At 67.3% G+C, this 20,173-nt stretch carries 16 protein-coding genes and 1 riboswitch; of the genes, 7 read left to right on the top strand and 9 right to left on the bottom strand.

Annotated elements, in window-relative coordinates; genetic code table 11:
- Window positions 1–41: 41 nt before the first annotated feature.
- Window positions 42–653, top strand: coding sequence for a TetR/AcrR family transcriptional regulator (locus AB3X08_RS06715; protein ID WP_184410732.1), 612 nt, complete (start codon window positions 42–44; stop codon window positions 651–653).
- Window positions 653–1,945 (top strand): aspartyl/asparaginyl beta-hydroxylase domain-containing protein, encoded by a 1,293-nt coding sequence (locus AB3X08_RS06720; protein WP_369937091.1) that lies wholly within the window; start codon window positions 653–655, stop codon window positions 1,943–1,945. Before AB3X08_RS06715 ends, AB3X08_RS06720 begins: the two co-directional genes overlap by 1 nt.
- 65 nt (window positions 1,946–2,010) lie before the next feature.
- On the opposite strand, the gene AB3X08_RS06725 is transcribed toward AB3X08_RS06720, so the two are convergent.
- The 5 genes from AB3X08_RS06725 to AB3X08_RS06745 all read right to left on the bottom strand — a co-directional run bounded on the left by AB3X08_RS06725 (window position 2,011) and on the right by AB3X08_RS06745 (window position 9,533).
- Window positions 2,011–2,577: a 2OG-Fe(II) oxygenase gene (locus AB3X08_RS06725; protein ID WP_369937094.1), complete on the bottom strand. Its 567-nt coding sequence runs from the start codon at window positions 2,575–2,577 to the stop codon at window positions 2,011–2,013.
- Window positions 2,574–4,418: a tetratricopeptide repeat-containing sulfotransferase family protein gene (locus AB3X08_RS06730; RefSeq protein ID WP_369937096.1), complete on the bottom strand. Its 1,845-nt coding sequence runs from the start codon at window positions 4,416–4,418 to the stop codon at window positions 2,574–2,576. Before AB3X08_RS06730 ends, AB3X08_RS06725 begins: the two co-directional genes overlap by 4 nt.
- A 78-nt stretch (window positions 4,419–4,496) precedes the next feature.
- On the bottom strand, window positions 4,497–7,400 hold the full coding sequence (locus AB3X08_RS06735) for a TonB-dependent receptor plug domain-containing protein (RefSeq protein WP_369937098.1): 2,904 nt from the start codon (window positions 7,398–7,400) through the stop codon (window positions 4,497–4,499).
- Window positions 7,401–7,649: 249 nt separating this feature from the next.
- Window positions 7,650–8,501: a hypothetical protein gene (locus AB3X08_RS06740; protein ID WP_184410727.1), complete on the bottom strand. Its 852-nt coding sequence runs from the start codon at window positions 8,499–8,501 to the stop codon at window positions 7,650–7,652.
- A gap of 117 nt (window positions 8,502–8,618) precedes the next feature.
- Window positions 8,619–9,533 carry an Hsp33 family molecular chaperone HslO gene (locus AB3X08_RS06745; protein ID WP_369937100.1) on the bottom strand — a complete coding sequence of 305 codons (915 nt, stop codon included), beginning with the start codon at window positions 9,531–9,533 and terminating at the stop codon, window positions 8,619–8,621.
- Window positions 9,534–9,596: 63 nt separating this feature from the next.
- Between AB3X08_RS06745 and mtgA the strand changes: the two genes are divergently transcribed.
- From mtgA to AB3X08_RS06760, 3 genes are all read left to right on the top strand, one after another.
- The gene (gene mtgA / locus AB3X08_RS06750; RefSeq protein WP_369937102.1) at window positions 9,597–10,334 is read left to right on the top strand and encodes a monofunctional biosynthetic peptidoglycan transglycosylase; all 738 of its coding nucleotides are present in this window, start codon (window positions 9,597–9,599) and stop codon (window positions 10,332–10,334) included.
- A gap of 251 nt (window positions 10,335–10,585) precedes the next feature.
- Entirely contained in the window at window positions 10,586–11,608 is a 1,023-nt protein-coding gene (locus AB3X08_RS06755; RefSeq protein ID WP_369937105.1) for a glycosyltransferase family 2 protein, read from the top strand.
- Window positions 11,568–11,996, top strand: a complete 429-nt coding sequence (locus AB3X08_RS06760) for a CBS domain-containing protein (RefSeq protein ID WP_184410723.1) — start codon at window positions 11,568–11,570, stop codon at window positions 11,994–11,996. The genes AB3X08_RS06755 and AB3X08_RS06760 overlap by 41 nt, the downstream gene beginning before the upstream one ends.
- 99 nt (window positions 11,997–12,095) lie before the next feature.
- Here AB3X08_RS06760 and AB3X08_RS06765 read toward each other — a convergent pair whose 3' ends face one another.
- From AB3X08_RS06765 to AB3X08_RS06780, 4 genes are all read right to left on the bottom strand, one after another.
- Window positions 12,096–14,072 (bottom strand): AsmA family protein, encoded by a 1,977-nt coding sequence (locus AB3X08_RS06765; RefSeq protein WP_369937108.1) that lies wholly within the window; start codon window positions 14,070–14,072, stop codon window positions 12,096–12,098.
- Window positions 14,073–14,132: 60 nt separating this feature from the next.
- A complete protein-coding gene (gene trhA, locus AB3X08_RS06770) occupies window positions 14,133–14,777 on the bottom strand; it encodes a PAQR family membrane homeostasis protein TrhA (RefSeq protein WP_369937110.1) in 645 nt (214 codons plus the stop codon).
- A gap of 127 nt (window positions 14,778–14,904) precedes the next feature.
- Window positions 14,905–16,509, bottom strand: a complete 1,605-nt coding sequence (locus AB3X08_RS06775; protein ID WP_184410722.1) for a peptide chain release factor 3 — start codon at window positions 16,507–16,509, stop codon at window positions 14,905–14,907.
- A gap of 46 nt (window positions 16,510–16,555) precedes the next feature.
- Window positions 16,556–17,572 carry a M23 family metallopeptidase gene (locus AB3X08_RS06780; RefSeq protein WP_369937112.1) on the bottom strand — a complete coding sequence of 339 codons (1,017 nt, stop codon included), beginning with the start codon at window positions 17,570–17,572 and terminating at the stop codon, window positions 16,556–16,558.
- A 133-nt stretch (window positions 17,573–17,705) separates the two neighbouring features.
- A riboswitch (SAM riboswitch) is annotated at window positions 17,706–17,824 on the top strand.
- 70 nt (window positions 17,825–17,894) lie between these two features.
- Here AB3X08_RS06780 and metX point away from each other — a divergent pair.
- On the top strand, window positions 17,895–18,944 hold the full coding sequence (gene metX, locus AB3X08_RS06785; RefSeq protein WP_369937114.1) for a homoserine O-succinyltransferase MetX: 1,050 nt from the start codon (window positions 17,895–17,897) through the stop codon (window positions 18,942–18,944).
- Window positions 18,941–20,158: an O-succinylhomoserine (thiol)-lyase gene (locus AB3X08_RS06790; protein ID WP_369937115.1), complete on the top strand. Its 1,218-nt coding sequence runs from the start codon at window positions 18,941–18,943 to the stop codon at window positions 20,156–20,158. Before metX ends, AB3X08_RS06790 begins: the two co-directional genes overlap by 4 nt.
- Window positions 20,159–20,173 lie beyond the last annotated feature (15 nt).

Below are 20,173 nucleotides of genomic sequence, written 5' to 3' on the forward strand. Positions count from 1 at the left end.
CACATACTGCAACCGACTTCCCCGTATGGTTAAATCGACGGATGAACAACGCTTCCGTGTCTACCACCGACGATGCCGCCGCTCCCAGCGGTGGCCGCAACAACCGACTCAGCGCCGAAGACTGGGCGCAGGCCGCACTGGACCTGATCGCCGAACAGGGCGTCAACGCGGTGGCGGTGGAACCATTGGCACGGCGCCTGGGCGTGACCAAGGGCAGCTTCTACTGGCACTTCCCCTCGCGCGATGCGTTGTTGCAGGCCGCGCTGGAGCGCTGGGAACTGGTCGAGCAACAGCAGGTGTTCGGCAGCCTGGAAGAGGTGCCGGATCCGCGCACCCGGCTGCGCGCGCTGTTCCAGCTGGTCGCGCACGAGGTCAAGCCGCACATCATCTACAGCGAGTTGCTGAAGGCGCTGGATCATCCGGCGGTGCGCCCGGTCATCGACCGGGTCTCGCAGCGGCGCATGGAATACCTGATCGCCTCGTTCCGCCAGGCCGGCCTCAGCCGCACCGATGCCCAGCATCGCGCCCGGCTGGCCTACGCCGCCTACGTCGGCTTCCTGCAGTTGTCGCTGCAACTGCACCAGCCCAAGCAGGCGCGCGAGGAGTTCGAGGCCTACGTCGAACACGTGATCGTGACCCTGATCCCCGGCTGATGTTCCAGGAACTCACCCGCGCCGGCGTGCACGAGCAAGTGCGCCGCCATCTCGCCCAGGGCGACTACCGGCGCGCCGACGCGCTATGCGAACAGGTGCTGGCCACCGCGGCGGACGATGTGACGCTGCGGCGCATGCACGCGACGTTGCTGATGGAGAGCGGCGAGATCGCACGCGCGGCCCAGGCCTGGGCGTTGGTGGCCGCCGCCGAACCGAGCCTGGAGGCGTACAGCCGGCTGGGCGTCTGCCTGGCCCACCTGGGCGAGCATGCGCAGGCGCTGCCGGCGTTCGAACAGGCCTTGCGGCTGTCGGCGGACGCGTTCCTGGTACGGCTGTGCTATGCCGAGAGCCTGGATGCAGTGGGGCGCGGCGACGACGCCTTGCCGATGTACTTCGCTGCGGTGCATGCCGCGCAGGCCAGGGGCCGCTGGCTCGATCAGCACAGCACCGCGCCGGAGCTGCGGCCGCGGGTGATCGCGGCGATGGCGCGGATCGACCAGGGTCGGCATGCCTTGTTCGCGGCAGCGGTGCAGCCGCTGATCGACCGTTTCGGCGAAGCGGCATTGCGCCGGGTGACGGCGGCGCTGCGGATCTATCTGGGGCTGCAACCGCGTCCCGCCGACGACGGCCAGCATCCCACCTTCCTGTATGTGCCCGATCTGGATCCCTCGCCGTACCTGAGCGCGTCACGGTTCCCTTGGTACGCGCAGCTGCAGGCCGCCACCGAAGGCATCAGCAACGAAGTGCGGCAGGTGCTGGCCTCGCGCCAGGCGGTGCAACCGTTCCTGGATTTCAGCAACGGCGCCACGCCGCAGGACTACCTCAGCGCCAAGCACGGCGATGGCGCCTGGGATGCCTATTTCTTCTACCGGCACGGCGTTGCGCACGCCGAGAACCTGCAGCGGTGCCCGATCACCGCGGCGGCGCTGGCGCATGTGCCGTTGACCCGGATCGATCTGCACGCGCCGGAGGTGCTGTTCTCGATCCTGGCGCCCGGCACCACGATCAAGCCGCACTACGGGGTCAGCAACTCGCGTGTGGTCACCCATCTGCCGCTGATCGTGCCGCCGGAGTGCGCGCTGGAGGTCGCCGGCATCGCCCACCATTGGCAGGTCGGACAGCTGGTCACCTTCAACGACACCTGCCTGCACCAGGCCTGGAACCACAGCGAGCAGCTGCGGGTGGTGATGATCCTGGACACCTGGCATCCGGACCTGGAAGAGGCCGAGACGCTGGCGCTGCGGCAGTTGATCGAGACGATCGGCGCATTCAACCAGCGCGCGGGCCTGTAGCCCGCGCCGCCGTCCGGCCACGCGCGCCCGGCTCGCGCACGCGATGTCGGACCGGCGCGCGCCGCTCAGCGCTTGAACATCAGGTAGGTGGACAGGATGTACTTGTCGTTGGAGATCGGCGGATTGCCGACGTGCTGGTACATCCAGTACGGCGGGAACATCAGCAGCCTGCCGGTGCGCGGCACGGTCTCCACGTCCAGGTCGCAGAAGCGCGTGGTGCCGCCCTCGGCGACGTCGTTGAGGTACCACAGGAACACCAGGTAGCGCTCGGACACCTCGTCGACCGAATCGAAGTGCGGCTGGAAGCGGTCGCTGCCGCCGACCTGGTATTTCTTCAGGATTAGCCGATCGATGGTGGGGCGGTACGGGATCGACAGGGTCAGCCCGAGGTCCTGGTTGTAGCGCGCCAGGTAATGCTCGATCTTGTCCAGGAAGAACCCCAGGAACGCCGGGTCGGCGAGCGCGCCGACATCCAGTTCGGTCCAGTTGCTGTCGCCGAGCACCGCGCGGCTGTTGCTGCCGTTGCGCCGGTGGTGCGCGGCCGAGGCTTCGAAGCCGTCGATCAGCTGCCGGCAGAACGCCTCGGGCAGCGCGTCGTCGTAGCTGCGGATGTAGTCGCTCAGCGCTTTCATGACGCGGGAGTCTCCAGGTCGTAACCCCAATGCGCGGCCACCGGTTGCAGGATCGGCAAGGCGCCGGCCAGCCACGGCGCGTAGGCGTGCCAGCGGTCCACCGCACGCCGGTTCACCGGTTCCACCACCTGCGAATAGCTGGGCGTGCTGATATAGCCCTTGCGCGCGGCATGCTGGCTGAAGCCGGCCAGGAACTCCGGCTGCGCGATGCCGAGGAAGCCGCCGATGCGCTGCACCTGCGCGGGAAAATCGGCCACCGTTTCCTCGTACTTGAGGATCAGCAGGTCCGGCTGCAGCAGCGCCTGATGGTGGATCCAGAACCGCATCGCGTTGACGTAGCTCTTGGCCAGGCGCTCCAGGCTGGAGCACAGCACCATGAACGCCGGCGAGCGGAAGTTCTGCATGTAGCAGCTCAGCAGCACGTCGCAGGGATGGCGCAGGGCGAGGATGATCTTGGCGTTCGGGAACAGGCGCACGATCATCGGCAGGCGCAGCATGTTGAGCGGATTCTTGTCGACCAGTTGCTGCCCCGGAGCCAGCGCGATGACCTTGGCGATCTCCGACCAGTACACCTGGCGCATCGCCTCCACCTGCGCCTCGTCCAGCGTGCCCAGGTCGTAGGGATAGCGCTTGCCCTGCGCTTCCATCCAGTCGATGCAATTCTGCAGGATGGCACGCTCGTCCATCGACGCGTAGTTCGGGTGCGCGTCTAACATCTGCTCAAGCATCGTGGTACCCGAGCGCGGGAAACCGACAATGAAGACCGGCGAGGTACTGCTGGTGGGTGCTGCGTCGCGAGTGCCGGCATAACACGCTTGCGTTTGTTCTAGCCACAGTTGTGAGCTTTGCAGCGGTTCCTCTCCAGACTGGACGATGCCAGGCATGCTGCCCGCGGCGATCTTCAGCTGTATGGCATGCGCCTTTTCCAGCATCTGCATCGCCTCGGTGGTGTGCCCCTGCTTATCTGCGATGCCGCCGAGCATGAAATAGGCAGTGGCTTGTATCTGCGGGGGAGGCTGCAATTCAAGCAATGCTCTGAGCGCGTTGCGCGCGGCAGCATGATCCTTGCGGCGCAGCGCAAGAGATGCTTCCAACTGCAACATGTCCCCCCGCTCCTGTGGACTCTGCTCGCTCGACGCCAATGCGATTTGCCGCAGTAATTCGCTGGCTCGCTCAAGCCGATTGGTGCGCTCGTGCAACTGCGCAAGTCGGATGAGATGGGAGATAGGGGGATGCTGGCCCTGTGATGGTTGCGAAAGCAACACTTCGGCCTCCGCGGTTCTGCCCACTTGGATCAACGCACTCGCCAGTTCCCCACGCAGATCTTCGGACAGTTGCGGCCACGCCGATGGTGGCGGTAGCAAGGCGGCCGCACGCTGCGCATCGCCGCACTCGAAGCAGGCGATCGACGCATGGATGCGCGCTTCCGGCTGTGTAGGGTCCAGGTCGACGGCGTCCAGGAGGCGATGGCGGGCGTGGGCGATATCGCCCATCTCCATCAGCAGCAAGCCATAGTCGACCAGGTGGTGATGTGTGTGGGGAGCAAGCGCCAGCGCTTGCAAATAGGCTTGCTCTGCAGGGCCATGATCGCCAAGGGTGCGCAGAACCAATCCAAGGTTGGCCCAGTGCGCAGGCTCATGCGATTCCAGTACTGTGAGCGTTCGATAGATGGCGGCAGCTCCTGCGAAGTCGCCGATCTGCTGCAACGACATCGCCAGCAGCGTGTTCCAGGAGGGGTCTCGGGGAGCGCCAGCCAACGCCTGGCGGCAGATGCCAGCAGCCTCCTCGGCTGCACCTTGTTCGATCAGTTGAATAGCGTATTGCAATTGCGGAGCGCTCATTCGGATCTGCCAATGAAAAGGGCCGCGCGAATCCTTCGCGCGGCCCTCTATTTCAAACCAACAGCACGATCAACTCGATCAGAAGTTCATGCTGTAGCGAGCCCACAGGTAGCGGCCCACGGTGTCGAAGGTGTTCACGTCCGTGTTCGCATTCAGTACGTTGTTCTGATACAGCAGCGGCGGCTGCTTGTCGAACACGTTGTCCAGGCCGACTTCCACCTTCGAGTTGAACCACGGCAGCGCGTAGTTCACGCTGACGTTATGCACGAAGTAGGAGCCGTAGCTCGTGGAAATGGCGCAGTACTGCGGGGTTTCCGTGCTGCAGGCTGCGTCGCTGCTGAACTGCTGCCCCGGATCCTTGCTGCCCACATCGAACGGACCGACATAGCGCACACGCCAGCTGGCGCCGAAGTCACCCTTTTGCCAGTTCACGAACAGGCGGCCGCGGACGCGCGAGTACAGGCCGTAGCTCTTGTTGTACGTGCCTGCCACATGGACCACGGTGCCGTCCGGGTCGGCTGGATTGGTGTTGTTGTCGTAACGTGCGATGTAGGTGCCGTCCAGGCCGAAGGTGTAGCTGCCCCACGCGGTATCCGGCAGGCGGTAGCGCAGCGCCAGATCCCAGCCCTTGGTGTCGAGACGGCCCAGGTTGACGATCGGTTCGCGGATGAAATTGACTTGACCGTCCGAATAACGGCTGATGAAGCCGCAGAACGGGCTGCTTTCGTCGTTGTAGCAGATGTTAGACACGGTCTGCGCATCGGCGCGGTTGATCGTATCGTTCAGGTACAGGCGCCAGTAGTCCAGGCTGGCCGAGAAGCCCGGCAACCACTCCGGATCGTAGACAACGCCCCAGTCGAACGACTTGCCCTGTTCCGGCTTCAGATCGAAGCCGGCAGCGACGGAACCCGACCACACGCCGGTGGTTTGCGACAGGCCGGTGGAGGTGATGCCGGTGGCGGGAATGGCGGTCGCGCCCGAACCCGCGCCGCAAGCGGCTTCGTGGTTGCGGGGGGTGCCAGCAGCGCCGTAACCGATACACGGGTCCGTGAAGTTCGGCGCATCGCCGCTCGCACCCGCATACAGGTTGTCGATGGTCGGCGCACGGAACACTTCGGCAACCGTGCCGCGCAGCAGCAGGTTCTGGATCGGACGCCATTCCAGCTGAATCTTGCTGTTGGTGGTGTTGCCGAAGGTGTTGTAGTCGGAGTAACGCGAGCCCAGGGTCAGCGCCAGCAGGTGCGCGAACGGCACTTCCGACAGCAGCGGGACGTACAATTCGCCGTAGACTTCCTTGACGTTGTACTTGCCGCTCAGCGGTGTGCCGCAGGCTTCCTGCGAGATGAAGCAGTTGCCATTCGGGTCGGCGATGGCGATGTAGTCCACCGAGTTCTTCTGATATTCCTCGCGCCAGGACACGCCGACCGCCAGCTGCGCGGCGCCGGCCGGCAGCGTGAACAGCTCGCCGTTGGCATTGGCTTCGAAGCTGCGCATCTGGTACGTGGTCGAGTAGGTCGGACGCGCTTCGTAGTCCTTCAGCGTCGAGATCGTCTGCGGATCGTTGATGTTGAAGATGTTGAGCGGGGTGCAACCGGCGATCACATTGCCGGCGCTGCCGCACTTGACCACGCCGTCGGTGTCCTGGAACGACGGGCCCAGCGCGTCGCGCAGGCCGGCGTAGTACACGTAGCCGTAGCTGGTGTTCTCGCGGGTGTAGTGGCCGTAGTTCATCGCCGCGTCCCACTTCCAGGACGTGTCGCCGACGAAGCCTTCCAGGCCGGCGACGACCTGGTCGGTGACGGTGCTGTAGTACGAGCGACGCTGACCCAGCGAAGTGAAGCGGGTCAAGAGCTGGTTGTACTGGTTGCCCGCGGTGTCGGCACCGAAGTCGACGCCGAACGGGTTGTAGTAGTTGTCGGCGGAGATCACCACCTTGTCGCCGCGGGCGTCGAACGGCAGCGCCGCGATGGCGAAGTTCGAGCTGGTCTTGTTGTGGTAGACCTGCGCGAACGCGTTGATGCTGTCGGTGATCTGGTAGTTGGCCAGGAAGAACGCGTTGGTGCGCTCCTGCGGGGTCATGATCAGGTTGGTGGCCTGATAGTTGAACGCGTCGCGCGCGCCGGAGTAGCAGCGGTAGTCGCCCTGCGAAGCGCCGGTGGTGCCCGGGGTCAGGGTAACGCTCGAGCAGCCACCATACTGGCCCTGAAGAGACGTGGGCAGGGAAATGCGGCCACCCGGAGTGCGGCTGGAACCGCCGATGCTGATGCTGCCGCCGGACAGGTAGGTCGCGTCCTTGGAATACTTGCGGTTGGCCGAGGAGATGCCGTCGAACTTGTTGTAGTTCAGGCCCGCCATGATGTTGCCGCGATCGCCGACCTGGCCGAAGGTGACCGAGCCGCCGTTACGCGCGCCGTCGCTCAGGTGGGTCGCCTGGCCGTAATCAACCGAGACCGCCAGACCTTCGAAGTCCTTGCGCAGGATGAAGTTGACCACGCCGGCGACGGCGTCGGAGCCGTACACGGCCGAGGCGCCGCTGGTCAGCACTTCGATACGCTCCACCGCGCTGGCGGGGATCGAGTTGACGTCGTTGTTGGCGACGCGGCGGCCGTTGACTAGCAGCAGCGTGCGCTCATCGCCCAGGCCGCGCAGGTCGACCGAGGACTTGCCATCGCCGCCGCCGTTGTTGACCGCCGGAGTGGACGGCGCGCCGGACATCGCGGGCAGTTCCTGCACCAGGTCGCCCAGGGTCAGCTTGCCGGTCTGCTCGATCGCGGCGCGATCGATCACCACCACCGGGCTTGCGGTTTCGGTTTCGACGCGGGCAACGCGCGAGCCGGTGACCTGGATCGTGTCCAGGGTCTTGGAGGGGTCGCTGGAAGAACTGTCCTGGGCAACCGCTGCGCCCGTGCTGAGCAGCGCGGTGGTGCCAGCGGCGAGCGCGAACGTGATGGCGTCGCGCAGGCGATGGGTCTTGCAATTCATTGGCTCTCTCTCCGAATGAGATGTGGTGTCAACTGAAGGTTGTCCGGCGGTGGTGTCGAAAAAGGCGACGCCAAAATCCGCAGGGTGAACCGATAGTAACTGCGTCTTCAGAGAAATTAAAGAGTTGTTAATAAGATCGACATAAATGTGATGTAGGTATCACTAATTTGCGTCAACCGGGCAAAAAAAAGCCCTCGAAAAGAGGGGCGTTTTTCCGCAACAACTCCTTTTCCAACAAGGGGTTGCTGGTTACAGGTCCTGCTCGTAACGCACGTAAGGGATGGTGCCTTCCTCGGTGCTGATGTTGTTCGGGGCGAACGGGTTCTTGCCGCGGGTGATCACGTTCTCGGCGCCGACGGTCAGCTGGCCACTCCACGGGGTGCGCCAGGTCAGGCCCACGCCGAGGCCGGACCACTTGCCCGGTTGGCCCGGCGCGTCGACCACGCGGCCGATGACGTTGGCGCTGAACGAGCCGTAGCCGCCGCCGATGCTCAGGCTCTTGCTGTCCCATTGGTCGACCAGCGCCGGCGAGGCGTCGGCGATCGGCACCAGACGCGCACGCGCATAGGTGCCGCCGATCGAAACGAAGCCTTCGCGGCCGATGTTCTGCTGCGCGAACACGGTCAGGTCGTTCTGCTCCATGCGCAGCGCGGGGGTCTTGTTGGCTCCCGCCAGCCACGCCGGCATGTTCTCGCGGCCTGTGCCGGCCGACAGCGACACGCGTCCGCCGGGGCGGTTGAAGGTGGTGGTCGCGGCAATGTGGTGGCCGACGTCGTTGTCGTCGTCGCCAAGGCTGGCGAGCATGCAGTGGCTGGCCAGTCCGCTGATGCTGCTGCCGCTGGCGCTATTGCACAGCAGGCCGAGCGAGTCGCCGGAGGACAGGCCGAAGGCGGCGTCGAGCGAGTTGCGGCCGAAGTGCCAGCGCGCGCCGACCGCCTGCTCGCCGGTGGGTTCCAGGTACAGCAGCGCTTCGACCTTGCCGCTGCCCTTGTTCCACACCGGCAGCACGGTACGGTCCGCGGGCTTGCTTTGCGCGTGCGCGCCCGTGCTCGCCGCAAGGGCGATCAGCAGGGCAAGTGGCAGGCGCAGTAGGGCTCGCATCGGCAGTGTCTGACTCTCGGGCGGGGACTAAAGTTCCCGCCGTTCAGGGTGAACGATACTAGTGGGTTTATGTTTCTTTAACAAGTCGGACTCCCCGGTCCTAGTCCTCGCCCCTGGCTATTGCAAGCGCTCCGAGGGCGCCGGTTCAGCCAAGGTTACAGCAAACAATACGCCAAATTCCGTCAAGGGGAAGTCATAGTGGCGGCCGCAGAATTCGCACCGTATCTCAACTTGCCCGGTTGCCTCGGCGGCGGCGCGCGCTTCTTCCTCGCCCAGCGAGCGCAGCATGGCCGCCACCCGCTCGCGCGAGCAGGAGCAGCCGAAGCGCAGCGGCCTGGTGCCCAGCAGCTCCGGCGCTTCCTCGTGGAACAGCCGGTGCAACAGGGTTTCGGCCGGCAGCTCCAGCAGTTCGGCTTCGCTGATCGTGTCGAACAAGGCGCCGGCGCGGTTCCAGCCGTCCTCGTCGCCGCTGTCGCCGGGCAGCTTCTGCAGCAGCAGGCCGGCCGCCTGGTCGCCGTCGGCGGCCAGGATCAGGCGCGTCGGCAGCTGTTCTGACTGGCGGAAATACTCTTCGAAGGCCTGGCCCAGCTCGGCCGCCGACAGCGCCACCAGGCTCTGGTAGCGCTGTGGTTCGCGCGGGTCCAGGCCGGGATTCTCGATGGTGATGGCCAGCAGTGCGTCCTCGCCGAGCGCGCGCAGGTCGCGCGGGGCGTCGCTGCCCTCGCTCAGCTGGACGATGCCGCGCAGGGTGCCGGCCGCGGTGCATTCGGCGAACAGGGTGCGCAGCGCGCCCTGGCTGCGCAGCTGCACCGAGAGGCGCCCGTCGACCTTGGTGTGCCCGGTGAACAGGGCCGCGGCCACGCAGGCCTCGCCCAGCAACTCGGTCGCCGCGGCGGGATAGCTGGCCGGCGCGAGGATGTCGCGCCAGGCGGACTGCAGGCGCACATGCACGCCGCGCACGCCGGCGCTGGGCAGCAGAAAGCGGGTCAGGTGATCGTGATCGGAGGAAGTCATCGCGGCCTCGCTGCGCATGGGAAGATGGCGACCGCAGGATAGTGGGTCATCTCGGTGGACAAAGTCGAAGAAGGCATAGCAATGGGGGCGACACGAGGCGTTGCAAGTGGCGCGGCGGTACCGCGGCGCAGGCGTTGGCTGCGCTGGCTGCTGGCGGCGCCGCTGTTGTTCGCGCTGGCGAGCGTGTCGCAGGTGATCATGCTGCGCTTCGTCGATCCGCCGTTCTCGGCGATGATGCTCGAGCGCCAGATAAGCGCCTGGGGCGAGGGCGATTGGTCGTTCCGCGTGGCTTACGATTGGCGCGACAGCGCGCAGATCGCGCCGAGCCTGCCGATTTCGCTGGTGGCCGCCGAGGACCAGCGCTTCCCGAGTCACCATGGCTTCGATCTGGAGGCGATCGAGAAGGCGCGCGACCACAATGCGCGCGGCGGGCGCCTGCGCGGCGCCAGCACGATCAGCCAGCAGGTGGCCAAGAATGTGTTCCTGTGGCAGGGCCGCAGCTGGCTGCGCAAGGGATTGGAGGCCTGGTACACGGTGCTGATCGAGGCGCTGTGGCCGAAGCAGCGGATCCTGGAGGTGTATGCCAACGTGGCCGAGTTCGGCGACGGGGTCTACGGCGCGCAGGCGGCGGCGCGCAGTTTCTGGGGCAAGGATGCGGCGCAACTGAGTCCGGCGCAGAGCGCGCTGCTGGCGGCGGTGTTGCCGGCGCCGCAGCGCTACAACGCTGCGCGCCCGGGTCCGTACGTGCAGCGCCGCGCCAACTGGATCCAGCGGCAGACGCGGCAGCTGGGCGGCCCGGCCTATCTGCAGGCGCCCTAGGAACATCGGCATGGCGCTGCGTTTAGCCCCTCTCCCATCGGGAGAGGGGTTGGGGTGAGGGTGCGGCTGTCCATGAGCTTAGAGGGTTCGGCGGCAGGCGTACCCTCATCCGCCCCTTCGGGGCACCTTCTCCCAGTGGGAGAAGGGAACGGCTAGGCATCTTCTCCCGGCGGGAGAAGGGAGACGCCGAGTTTTCGCCAGGCGGTGTGCTGCCGCTGGTGAACGCGCAGGCTGCTCCGTACCATCGACACATGGAACCCGAGCGCCTGACCGTCGTCGTCACTGCCTTCAACGAGGCGCAGACCCTGCCGCTGCTGCAGCCGCGGATCCTCGCCGCGCTCGACTGCCTGGATGGCCTGGAGGGGCGGGTGCTGTACGTGGACGACGGCAGCCGCGACGCGACCTGGGAGGTGATGCTGGCGCTGGCCGCGGCCGATCCGCGGGTCGGGGCGCTGCGCCTGTCGCGCAATTTCGGCAAGGAGTTGGCGCTGACCGCCGGCCTGGATTTCGTCGAGCGCGGCGCGGCGATGCTGCTGGATGCCGACGGCCAGGATCCTCCGGAACTGATCGCGCAGTTCGTCGCGCAATGGCGCGCCGGCTACGACGACATCTACGGCACCCGCATCGCGCGCGACGGCGAAGGGTGGCTCAAGCGCGGCACCGCGTCGTTGTTCTACCGGGTGATCGGACGCCTATCGAAGACGCCGATTCCGGCCGACACCGGCGATTTCCGCCTGCTGTCGCCGCGCGCGCTGGCGGCGCTGGCGCAATTGCGCGAGCGCCATCGGTTCATGAAGGGCCTGTTCGGCTGGGTCGGGTTCCGGCAGATGGCCTTGCCGTACCGGCGTGCGCCGCGCCTGGCCGGGCGCAGCAAGTTCGGCCTGTGGCGGTTGTGGAACTTCGCGCTGGAAGGCATCACCAGTTTTTCCACCGCGCCGCTGCGGGTGGCGACCTATCTGGGGCTGGCGACTGCGGTGGGCGCCTTCGTGTTCGGAACCTGGATCGTGATCAAGGCGGCGCTGTGGGGCGATCCGGTCGCCGGTTGGCCGACGATGATGGCGGTGATCCTGTTCCTGGGCGGCGCGCAGCTGATCGCGCTGGGCCTGATCGGCGAATACCTGGGCCGGCTGTACGAGGAATCCAAGCAGCGGCCGCTGTATCTGGTCGACACCTGGCGTGCACCGGGCGGAGGAGTATCCTCGGCCGTACGATCCAGCGAACCGGGAGGCAGCGATGCGTACGGTACGACAGTTGTTGGGCGACAAGGGCGGTGAGATCCACGCGGTGTCGCCGGATGCGGCGGTGGTCGATGCGCTGCGGCTGATGGCCGAAAAGGGCATCGGCGCCGTGCTGGTGATGCAGGACGGGCGTCTGGCCGGCATCCTTTCCGAGCGCGACTACGCGCGCAAGGTGGTGCTGCAGGACCGTTCTTCGGCGACCACGCCGGTGCGCGACATCATGAGCGCGAAGGTGTACACGGTGGACCCGTCGCAGAGCGTGCAGCAATGCATGGAGCTGATGACCGGCCAGCGCATCCGCCATTTGCCGGTGGTGCAGGCCGGCGCGGTGGTCGGGGTCATCTCGATCGGCGACCTGGTCAAGGCGGTGATCGAGGAACAGCAGCAGGAACTCGATCAACTGCAGCGCTATATCACTAGCTGACGCGGGATTGGGAATTGGGGATTCGGGATTAGGAAAGTCAAAAGCAGGTCACCCTGCTTTTGCTTCTACGAATCCCCAATCCCAAATCCCCAATCCCAGCTACTGGGCGTAATGCCCACCGCAATCGGCATCCTTGCCCGGGCCGGTTTCCAGCGTGGCGAGCAGGGCCGCCGGCGGAGCGATGCTGCCCAGGGTCAGGGCGATCGCGCCGCGCACACCCAGCGCCTTGAAGTCGGGGCGGAAGCTCGGATCCTTGAAGGTGCCGCCGACGCGCAGCGGCGAGCGCAGCGACAGGATGCTGCGGTCCTTCGGCCGCGCCTTCAGCAGCAGGTCCAGTGTCTCGTCGCCCAGGTCGATGTTGCCGGTGCCGATCAGCAGCGTATCGGTGCTGTCGAAGGCCAGTGCGCGCGACTCCATCACCCCGTCCCGGACCGCGAAATCGCCGAACGCACAGCGCACCGGAATCTCGCGGTCCTTGGTGACCAGGAATTTCAGCGATTCGGCGATGTCCAGCCCGGCCAGTTCCATGATCAGGTTGCTGATATGGCCCTTGCCCATGCCGATGGCGACGCTGCCATCGGCGCTGCCGAGCATCTGCGCGATCGAGTTGCCGGTGCCGGCGAGCACGATCTCGCCGCCGATCGCGCCGGAGGCTTCCTTGGCCAGCTGCCCGTCCGGGAACAGCTTGGCCAGTTGCATGCCGCGCACCGAGATCTGCGCGCGGGTGGCGATCGTGGGCTTGCGCGCGTCCATGCGGATGTCGGAGCGGAGGTTGCCGCCGGCGACGCCGAAGTCGAGCGGCTGCAGCAGCAGGACGCCGTCGTTGAGTTTCAGGTGCGCGTCCATGTCGTCCAGCGGCAGCGTCTGCGCATTGATCCGCTGTGCCTTCCAGCGCACGTCGGCGTCCATCGCGCGCAGCTTGCCGAGGTCGTACGGGGTGGATGGCAGCACTTTGCTGGCGACGGCGAGCTTGGCCGCTTGCGCCTTCTGTTCGTCGTTGGCGGTCTCGCCGGCGCCGGTACGCGGCGGCGCGCCGACGAAGCCGGCCAGGTCGTCGAAGTCCAGGCGCCGCGAACGCAGGTCGGCACGCAGGAAGGGGCGTGGCCCGGCGGTGTCGATCTGTACGCTGCCGGCCAGATCGCTATCGCCGGCGCGGCCGCTGAAGTCCTCGTAGCGCCAGAGTTCGCCGTTGCGCTTGAGCCGGCCGTCCAGCTCATAGGGCGGGGTGGAGGGAATGGCGATGCCGAGCAGCGGATACAGGTGTTGCATGTCGGTGCCGGCCAGGCTCAGCTGCAGGTCGAACACGCGCAGCTGAAACGGATTGGTCAATGTGCCGCGCATGTGCGCGCGGGTGCTGCCGGCGCTGCCGCGCAGGTCGACCTTGAACGGATGATCGCTTTCGCTCAGTTCCAGCGGCGAGGCGGTGCTGCCCTTGAGCGTGAACGGGTTGCCGCGCCAGCGGCCGTCGCCGGCGACCGCGATCGGCGGCGCCGCGTCGCCGCGGCGCCGCTGCGAGGTCAGGCTGTCCACGCTGACGTCGATGTCGGTGCGGCCGGGGACATCCTCGAAGCGCAGGCGTCCCTGCTGCACCAGCAGGCGGCCCAGGACCACCTGCGTCCCGCCGTCGTTGCCGAAATTCCAGTTGCCGGGCTGCCCGTTCGGGCCGGTTTCCAGCAGCAGCGTTGGCTGGGTCAGGCGGATCTCGGGGATGCGTACCTTGCCGCGCAGCAACGGCCACAGCGACAGGTCGATTTCGGCGCGCTGCGCGCTGGCCATCTGCGCTTGTTTCGACCAGTCCGCATTGGCGAAGCGCAGGCGGTCGCCACGGATGGTGACGGTGCTGCCGAGGTCGACGTCGAGATTGCCGTCGATATGGAATTCGCGGCCGGTCTTGGCCTGCACCGCGCGTTCCACCGGGCCTTTGAACCAGTTCCAGTCGAAGATCAGGATGACGACCAGCAGCACCAGCACCAGTGCGCCGAGGACCAATGGCCAACGCCGCAGGCGGCCGTCGGGCCGACGCCAGGGCCAGGAGCGGCGCCGGCCACGTGACACAGAAGTGGGTTCGCGATCCATCGCGTCATACTAGGCAGCGGGCGTGCACGGGGCGCGAAAAACGTGCCTCCCGCAAGCGGTCTACAGCACCTGCCCGGTCACCGCGACGAAATGGCAGACGCTGCCGGCGAGCACGAACAGGTGCCAGATCGCATGGAAGTAACGCACCGTGTCGCGCTGGTAGAAGTAGGTGCCCAGCGTGTAGAACAGGCCGCCGGCCAGCAGCCAGCACAGGGTGGGGACATCGATCGAGCGCAGCAGCGGCTCGATCGCCACCACGATCAGCCAGCCCATGGCGAGGTAGAGGATGGTCGACAGCAGCCGGAAGCGGCCGGTGAAGAACAGTTTGAACACCACCCCGGCCACGGCGATGGTCCAGATCGCCGCGAACAGACCCCAGCCCCAGGGACCGCGCAGGCCGATCAGGGTGAACGGGGTGTACGTGCCGGCGATCAGCACGTAGATCGCGCAATGGTCCAGGACCTGCAGCCGCGCCTTGGCGCCGGGATGCGGGATGGCGTGGTACAGCGTGGACGCGGTGTACAGCAGCAGCAAGGCGACACCGAACACGATCGCGCCGGCCAGTTGCCAGCCGTCGCCGTAGATCGCGGCCAGGGTGATCAGCACCGAGCTGCCGGCCAATGCGGCGATCGCACCCAGGCCGTGGGTCAGCGCGCTGGCCAGTTCGTCGCGCCAGTCGGTGGAGGGCGCTGCGTCGGCCTGCATGGGCGAAGACGTGGGGTCGGCTTCCATGGCCGGAGACGGTACCGCAATTGCGAGCGGTTCGCATCCGTTGCGATGCAGCAATTGGCGCGCGGTTCACGCCCGCGCGTTGCCGTTTCCGTCTCTCGCGTCAGTCCAGCGCGACACTGTGCGCGTGCTCGCGGGTCGCGGCGAAGCGCACGTCCGGCGCGCGTTCCTGCGCCAGCTGCAGGTTGACCCGGGTCGGCGCCAGATAGACCAGTTCGCCGGCGCCGTCGATGCCGAGGTTCATCGCGTTCTTCTCGCGGAATTCTTCCAGCTTCTTCGGGTTGTCGCAGTGCACCCAGCGCGCGGTGACCACTCCGACCGGCTCGAAGCTGGCATCCACGCCGTACTCGTCCTTGAGCCGGTAGGCGACCACCTCGAACTGCAGCACGCCGACCGCGCCCAGGATCAGGTCGTTGCTCATCAGCGGGCGGAAGAACTGGGTGGCGCCTTCCTCGGACAGCTGCGCCAGGCCCTTCTGCAGCTGCTTGAGCTTGAGCGGGTCGCGCAGCCGCGCGCGGCGGAACAGTTCCGGAGCGAAATTGGGGATGCCGGTGAACGACAGCGCTTCGCCCTCGGTGAAGGTGTCGCCGATGGAGATGGTGCCGTGGTTGTGGATGCCGATGACGTCGCCGGGGTAGGCCTCGGCGGCGATCTCGCGGTCGCTGGCCATGAAGGTCAGCGCGTTGGCCAGCTTGGTGTCCTTGCCGGTGCGCACGTGCAGGGTCTTCATGCCGGCACTGAAGCGGCCGGAACAGATGCGCATGAACGCGACCCGGTCGCGGTGCTGCGGATCCATGTTGGCCTGGATCTTGAACACGAAGCCGGTCAGCTTTTCCTCGGTCGGCTGCACCGGGCGGCCGGTGGTGGCATGTTCCTGCGGCGGCGGCGCATGCTCGGCGAAGAAGTCCAGCAGCGGCTGCACGCCGAAGTTGTTGACGCCGGAGCCGAAGAACACCGGGGTCTGCTTGCCGGCGCGGTAGGCGTCCAGGTCGAACGGATGGCTGGCGCCCTGCACCAGCTCCAGTTCCTCGCGCAGGTCGGCCAGCATCTGCTCGCCGATCCGCTCGGCCAGGCCGGGCGCGTCCAGCGACGGGAAGATGGTCGAGTCCTGGCGGGTGAAGTTGCGGCCCTGTTCGTACAGGTGCACTTCGCCGCTGATCAGGTGCACCACGCCCTTCAGGCGCTGGCCCATGCCGATCGGCCAGGTCACCGGCGCGCACTGGATGCCGAGCACGGTCTCCACTTCGTCGAGCAGGTCGATCGGCTCCTTGCCTTCGCGGTCGAGCTTGTTGATGAAGGTCATGATCGGCGTGTCGCGCAGCCGGCACACTTCCATCAGCTTGATGGTGCGTTCCTCCACGCCCTTGGCCACGTCGATCACCATCAGCGCCGAGTCCACCGCGGTGAGCACGCGATAGGTGTCCTCGCCGAAGTCGGCGTGGCCCGGGGTGTCGAGCAGGTTGATGATCTTGCCTTCGTACGGGAACTGCATCACCGACGAGGTCACCGAGATGCCGCGCTCCTTCTCCAGCGCCATCCAGTCGGAGGTCGCATGGCGCGCGGCCTTGCGGCCCTTGACCGAGCCGGCCATCTGGATCGCGCCGCCGAACAGCAGCAGCTTTTCGGTCAGCGTGGTCTTGCCGGCGTCGGGGTGGGAAATGATGGCGAAGGTGCGGCGGCGCGCAGCTTCCTGGGCAACATCGGACATGGCAACGGCGCCCACTGGGCGATCACGGCTACAGGGAAGAGGGCGATTATAGCGCCGCGGCGCCAGGCTCGGGTTGCGCGCCGTCCGCAGCGTCCTCGCTGCGCGGCAATTTGAGTTCGCCGAGCGCGCCGGCCATGCGGAACGGGATCGACTCCAGGCGCATGCCGCGGTTGACCTGCACCGCGAAGTGCAGGTGCGGCGCGGTGCTCAGGCCGGTGTTGCCGGACAGCGCGAGGCGTTGTCCGGCGGCGACGCGCTGGCCCGGATGCACCGCCACGCCGTTCGGCGCCAGGTGCGCGTACAGCGCCATGCTGCCGTCGGCGTGGAGGATGCGCACGAAGTTGGCGCGGCCGCCGAAGGTTTCGCGGTCCAGTCCGGCCTCGGCGAAGCCCGCCTCCACCTGCATCACCGTGCCGGCGCGCGCGGCCAGGACCGGGGTGCCTTCGGCCAGGGCGAAATCCAGCGCGTAGTAGTTCTGCGCGTCGCGGTGGCTGAACTGGCCGCCCACGCCCTGGTCCACGCGCACCGGCGCCGCGGCGAACGGCAACTGGTACAGGGCGTCCTGCGGCTTGGCGGCCGGGTCGCCGGGCACGGTTTCCAGCAGCAGTTCGAACGGGCTGGCGTAGCGCGGGTCGCTGGCGTACAGCCGCGACAGCAGGGCGCTGCCGCGCGCGGGCAGCACCGCGCGCAGCGGCAGTGCCGGGACCGCAGCGAGGTTGTCGGCGTGGCGGCTGCGCAGTTGCACCTGCAGCGGTCCGTCCAGGCGGTTGTCGGCCCAGGCCTGTTGCCGTGGAGGTTGGCCATCCAGGCGCAACTGCGCCAACGGCAACTCGGCGCTCGCCGACGCCGACGGCGGTTCGGGCGCCGCGGCGTGCTGCTGATCGGCCACATGATCGCCGTAGTGAGCGATGCCGTTGGCGTCCCTCCACGTATATAGCGTCTCGGCTGCGCCCGGTGTGGATGTGACAGCCAGTGCCCAGGCGACCAGCAACGGCCAGCGCGGCGCGGCGCGGAGCCGAGCGACGTCGTGGGCGGTGGCGGGGGCCGGGCACTGGCCGGGCATGGGAGCTCCTGGCGCCGGCGTGGGGAGCGCCGTGGCGGTGCGGAGTATGCGGCAGTCGCGCTGCCGGCTTCTTTATATCGCTCCATCCGAATAAAGAGATTTGACAACGCCGAAAAACGCTGGCATCGTGGCGCCACCATCGAGACCGGCGGAGGGACAGGCCCTTTGATGCCGGGGCAGCCAGCGGACGCGCAAGCGACCGTGTAGGTGCCAAATCCTGCGGGGACCACCGCGTCCGCCGAAAGATGGTTCGATTCGTGCCTTCCGCACGTCGAACGCGAGCTCCGCGAAGCTCGATGGCCGTTCCTCCCCGGATATCGCCATGAGCCTCGTGAACACGCCAAACCGCCCCCTTGCTGTGAATGTGCCGCTGGACCGCTATGCCGCCGCCGTTGCGCCGGCCGCCGATGGCGTCGTCGCGATGCGCGGCGAAGTGGCGGTGGCGCTGCCGCTGCGCCATGCCGGCGTGCAGTTGCTGCGCCTGCGCTACGAACTGAGCGGCCCGGCGGACGCGCCGGTGGTGTTCGTTGCCGGCGGCATTTCCGCGCATCGCCATCTCGCCGCCAACGCCAGCTTCCCCGAGAAGGGCTGGGCCGAAGGCCTGGTCGGGCCGGGGCGGGCGCTGGACCCGAGCCAGCGGCGGCTGCTGGCCTACGATTTCGTCGGTGCCGACGGCAGCCTGGACGCGCCGATCGACAGCGCCGACCAGGCCGATGCGATCGCCGCGCTGCTGGATGCCCTGGGCATTGCCCAACTGCATGGCTTCGTCGGCTATTCCTACGGCGCGCTGGTCGGCCTGCAGCTGGCGGTGCGGCATCCGCAGCGCTTGCTGAAGCTGGTCGCGGTCAGCGGCGCGCACCGCGCGCATCCGTATGCTGCGGCGTGGCGCGCGCTGCAGCGCCGCGCGGTGGCCTTGGGCCAACTGCAGTGCGCCGAGAGCCACGGGCTGTCGCTGGCGCGGCAGTTCGCGATGCTCAGCTACCGCACCCCGGAAGAGTTCGGCGAGCGTTTCGACGCGCCGCCGGAAGTCATCAACGGCCGGGTGCGCGTCGCCGCCGAGGACTACCTGGATGCCGCCGGCGCGCAGTACGTGGCGCGCACCCAGGTCAACGCCTACCTGCGCCTGTCCGAATCCATCGACCTGCACCGCATCGACCCGGCGGCCGTCGCCGTGCCGACCGTGGTGGTCGCGGTCGAAGGCGACCGCCTGGTGCCGCTGGCCGACCTGGTCACCCTGGTCGAAGGACTGGGCCCGCGCGGCAGTCTGCGCGTGCTGCGTTCGCCGTACGGCCACGACGCCTTCCTGAAAGAAACCGACCGCATCGACGCGATCCTCGCCACCGCCCTTCGCCCCACCGGAGCTACCGCATGAGCACTTCTCACGACCACGATCTGCCCTGTAGCGCCGCCACCGCCGCGGTGCGCGCCGGCATCGATCGCGATACCGCCTACGGCGCGGTGACGCCGCCGATCGTGCTGTCGTCGAACTTCAGCTTCGACGGCTTCGGCAACAAGCGCCAGTACGACTACACCCGCAGCGGCAATCCGACCCGCGACCTGCTCGGCGAAGCGCTGGCGGAGCTGGAAGGTGGCGCCGGCGGCGTGATCACCGCCACCGGCATGGGCGCGATCAACCTGGTGCTGAACGCGCTGCTGCAGCCCGGCGACAAGCTGGTGGTGCCGCACGATGCCTACGGCGGCAGCTGGCGGCTGTTCAACGCGCTGGCCAAGAAGGGCCATTTCGAGCTGATCACCGCCGACCTGACCGACCCGCGCTCGCTGGCCGAGGCATTGGCGCAGTCGCCGCAGCTGGTGCTGATCGAGACCCCGTCCAATCCGCTGCTGCGCATCACCGACCTGCGCTTCGTCATCGATGCGGCGCACAAGGCCGGCGCGCTGGCGGTGGTCGACAACACCTTCCTGTCGCCGGCGCTGCAAAAGCCCATTGCCTTCGGCGCCGATCTGGTGATCCATTCCACCACCAAGTACGTCAACGGCCACAGCGACGTGGTCGGCGGCGCGGTGATCGCCGCCAGCGCCGAACTGCACCAGCAGCTGGTGTGGTGGGCGAACGCGCTGGGCCTGACCGGATCGCCGTTCGACGCGTTCCTGACCCTGCGCGGCCTGCGCACGCTGGATGCGCGCCTGCGCGTGCACCAGGAAAACGCGCAGGCGGTGGTGGCGCTGCTCGACGGGCATGCCGCGGTCAACCAGGTCTATTACCCGGGCCTGGCGACGCATCCGGGGCATGCGGTGGCGGCGCGGCAGCAGACCGGCTTCGGCGCGATGATCAGCTTCGAGCTGGCCGGCGGCGAAGCCGAGGTGCGTGCCTTCGTCGATGGCCTGCGCTATTTCACCCTGGCCGAATCGCTGGGCGGGGTCGAGAGCCTGGTCGCGCATCCGGCGACGATGACCCATGCGGCGATGACCGCAGAAGCGCGCGCCAACGCCGGCATCGGCGATGGGCTGCTGCGATTGTCGGTGGGCATCGAATCCAGCGAGGACCTGATCGCCGATCTGCAGGCCGGTCTGCTGCGTGCGCAGCAGGCAAGCGAGGCGGTGGCGCGCAAACGGGTGGACGCGTGAGCAGCAGCGTTGCCG

This window comes from Xanthomonas sp. DAR 34887 (assembly GCF_041245805.1).
Taxonomy (GTDB): domain Bacteria; phylum Pseudomonadota; class Gammaproteobacteria; order Xanthomonadales; family Xanthomonadaceae; genus Xanthomonas_A; species Xanthomonas_A tesorieronis.

What these genes read in the sequence shown, in the direction of transcription:
- AB3X08_RS06715 (WP_184410732.1), top strand. Translation starts at nt 42, where the DNA reads ATGAACAACGCTTCCGTGTCTACCACCGACGATGCCGCCGCTCCCAGC.
- AB3X08_RS06720 (WP_369937091.1), top strand. Translation starts at nt 653, where the DNA reads ATGTTCCAGGAACTCACCCGCGCCGGCGTGCACGAGCAAGTGCGCCGC.
- AB3X08_RS06725 (WP_369937094.1), bottom strand. Translation starts at nt 2,577, where the DNA reads ATGAAAGCGCTGAGCGACTACATCCGCAGCTACGACGACGCGCTGCCC.
- AB3X08_RS06730 (WP_369937096.1), bottom strand. Translation starts at nt 4,418, where the DNA reads ATGAGCGCTCCGCAATTGCAATACGCTATTCAACTGATCGAACAAGGT.
- AB3X08_RS06735 (WP_369937098.1), bottom strand. Translation starts at nt 7,400, where the DNA reads ATGAATTGCAAGACCCATCGCCTGCGCGACGCCATCACGTTCGCGCTC.
- AB3X08_RS06740 (WP_184410727.1), bottom strand. Translation starts at nt 8,501, where the DNA reads ATGCGAGCCCTACTGCGCCTGCCACTTGCCCTGCTGATCGCCCTTGCG.
- AB3X08_RS06745 (WP_369937100.1), bottom strand. Translation starts at nt 9,533, where the DNA reads ATGCGCAGCGAGGCCGCGATGACTTCCTCCGATCACGATCACCTGACC.
- mtgA (WP_369937102.1), top strand. Translation starts at nt 9,597, where the DNA reads ATGGGGGCGACACGAGGCGTTGCAAGTGGCGCGGCGGTACCGCGGCGC.
- AB3X08_RS06755 (WP_369937105.1), top strand. Translation starts at nt 10,586, where the DNA reads ATGGAACCCGAGCGCCTGACCGTCGTCGTCACTGCCTTCAACGAGGCG.
- AB3X08_RS06760 (WP_184410723.1), top strand. Translation starts at nt 11,568, where the DNA reads ATGCGTACGGTACGACAGTTGTTGGGCGACAAGGGCGGTGAGATCCAC.
- AB3X08_RS06765 (WP_369937108.1), bottom strand. Translation starts at nt 14,072, where the DNA reads ATGGATCGCGAACCCACTTCTGTGTCACGTGGCCGGCGCCGCTCCTGG.
- trhA (WP_369937110.1), bottom strand. Translation starts at nt 14,777, where the DNA reads ATGCAGGCCGACGCAGCGCCCTCCACCGACTGGCGCGACGAACTGGCC.
- AB3X08_RS06775 (WP_184410722.1), bottom strand. Translation starts at nt 16,509, where the DNA reads ATGTCCGATGTTGCCCAGGAAGCTGCGCGCCGCCGCACCTTCGCCATC.
- AB3X08_RS06780 (WP_369937112.1), bottom strand. Translation starts at nt 17,572, where the DNA reads ATGCCCGGCCAGTGCCCGGCCCCCGCCACCGCCCACGACGTCGCTCGG.
- metX (WP_369937114.1), top strand. Translation starts at nt 17,895, where the DNA reads ATGAGCCTCGTGAACACGCCAAACCGCCCCCTTGCTGTGAATGTGCCG.
- AB3X08_RS06790 (WP_369937115.1), top strand. Translation starts at nt 18,941, where the DNA reads ATGAGCACTTCTCACGACCACGATCTGCCCTGTAGCGCCGCCACCGCC.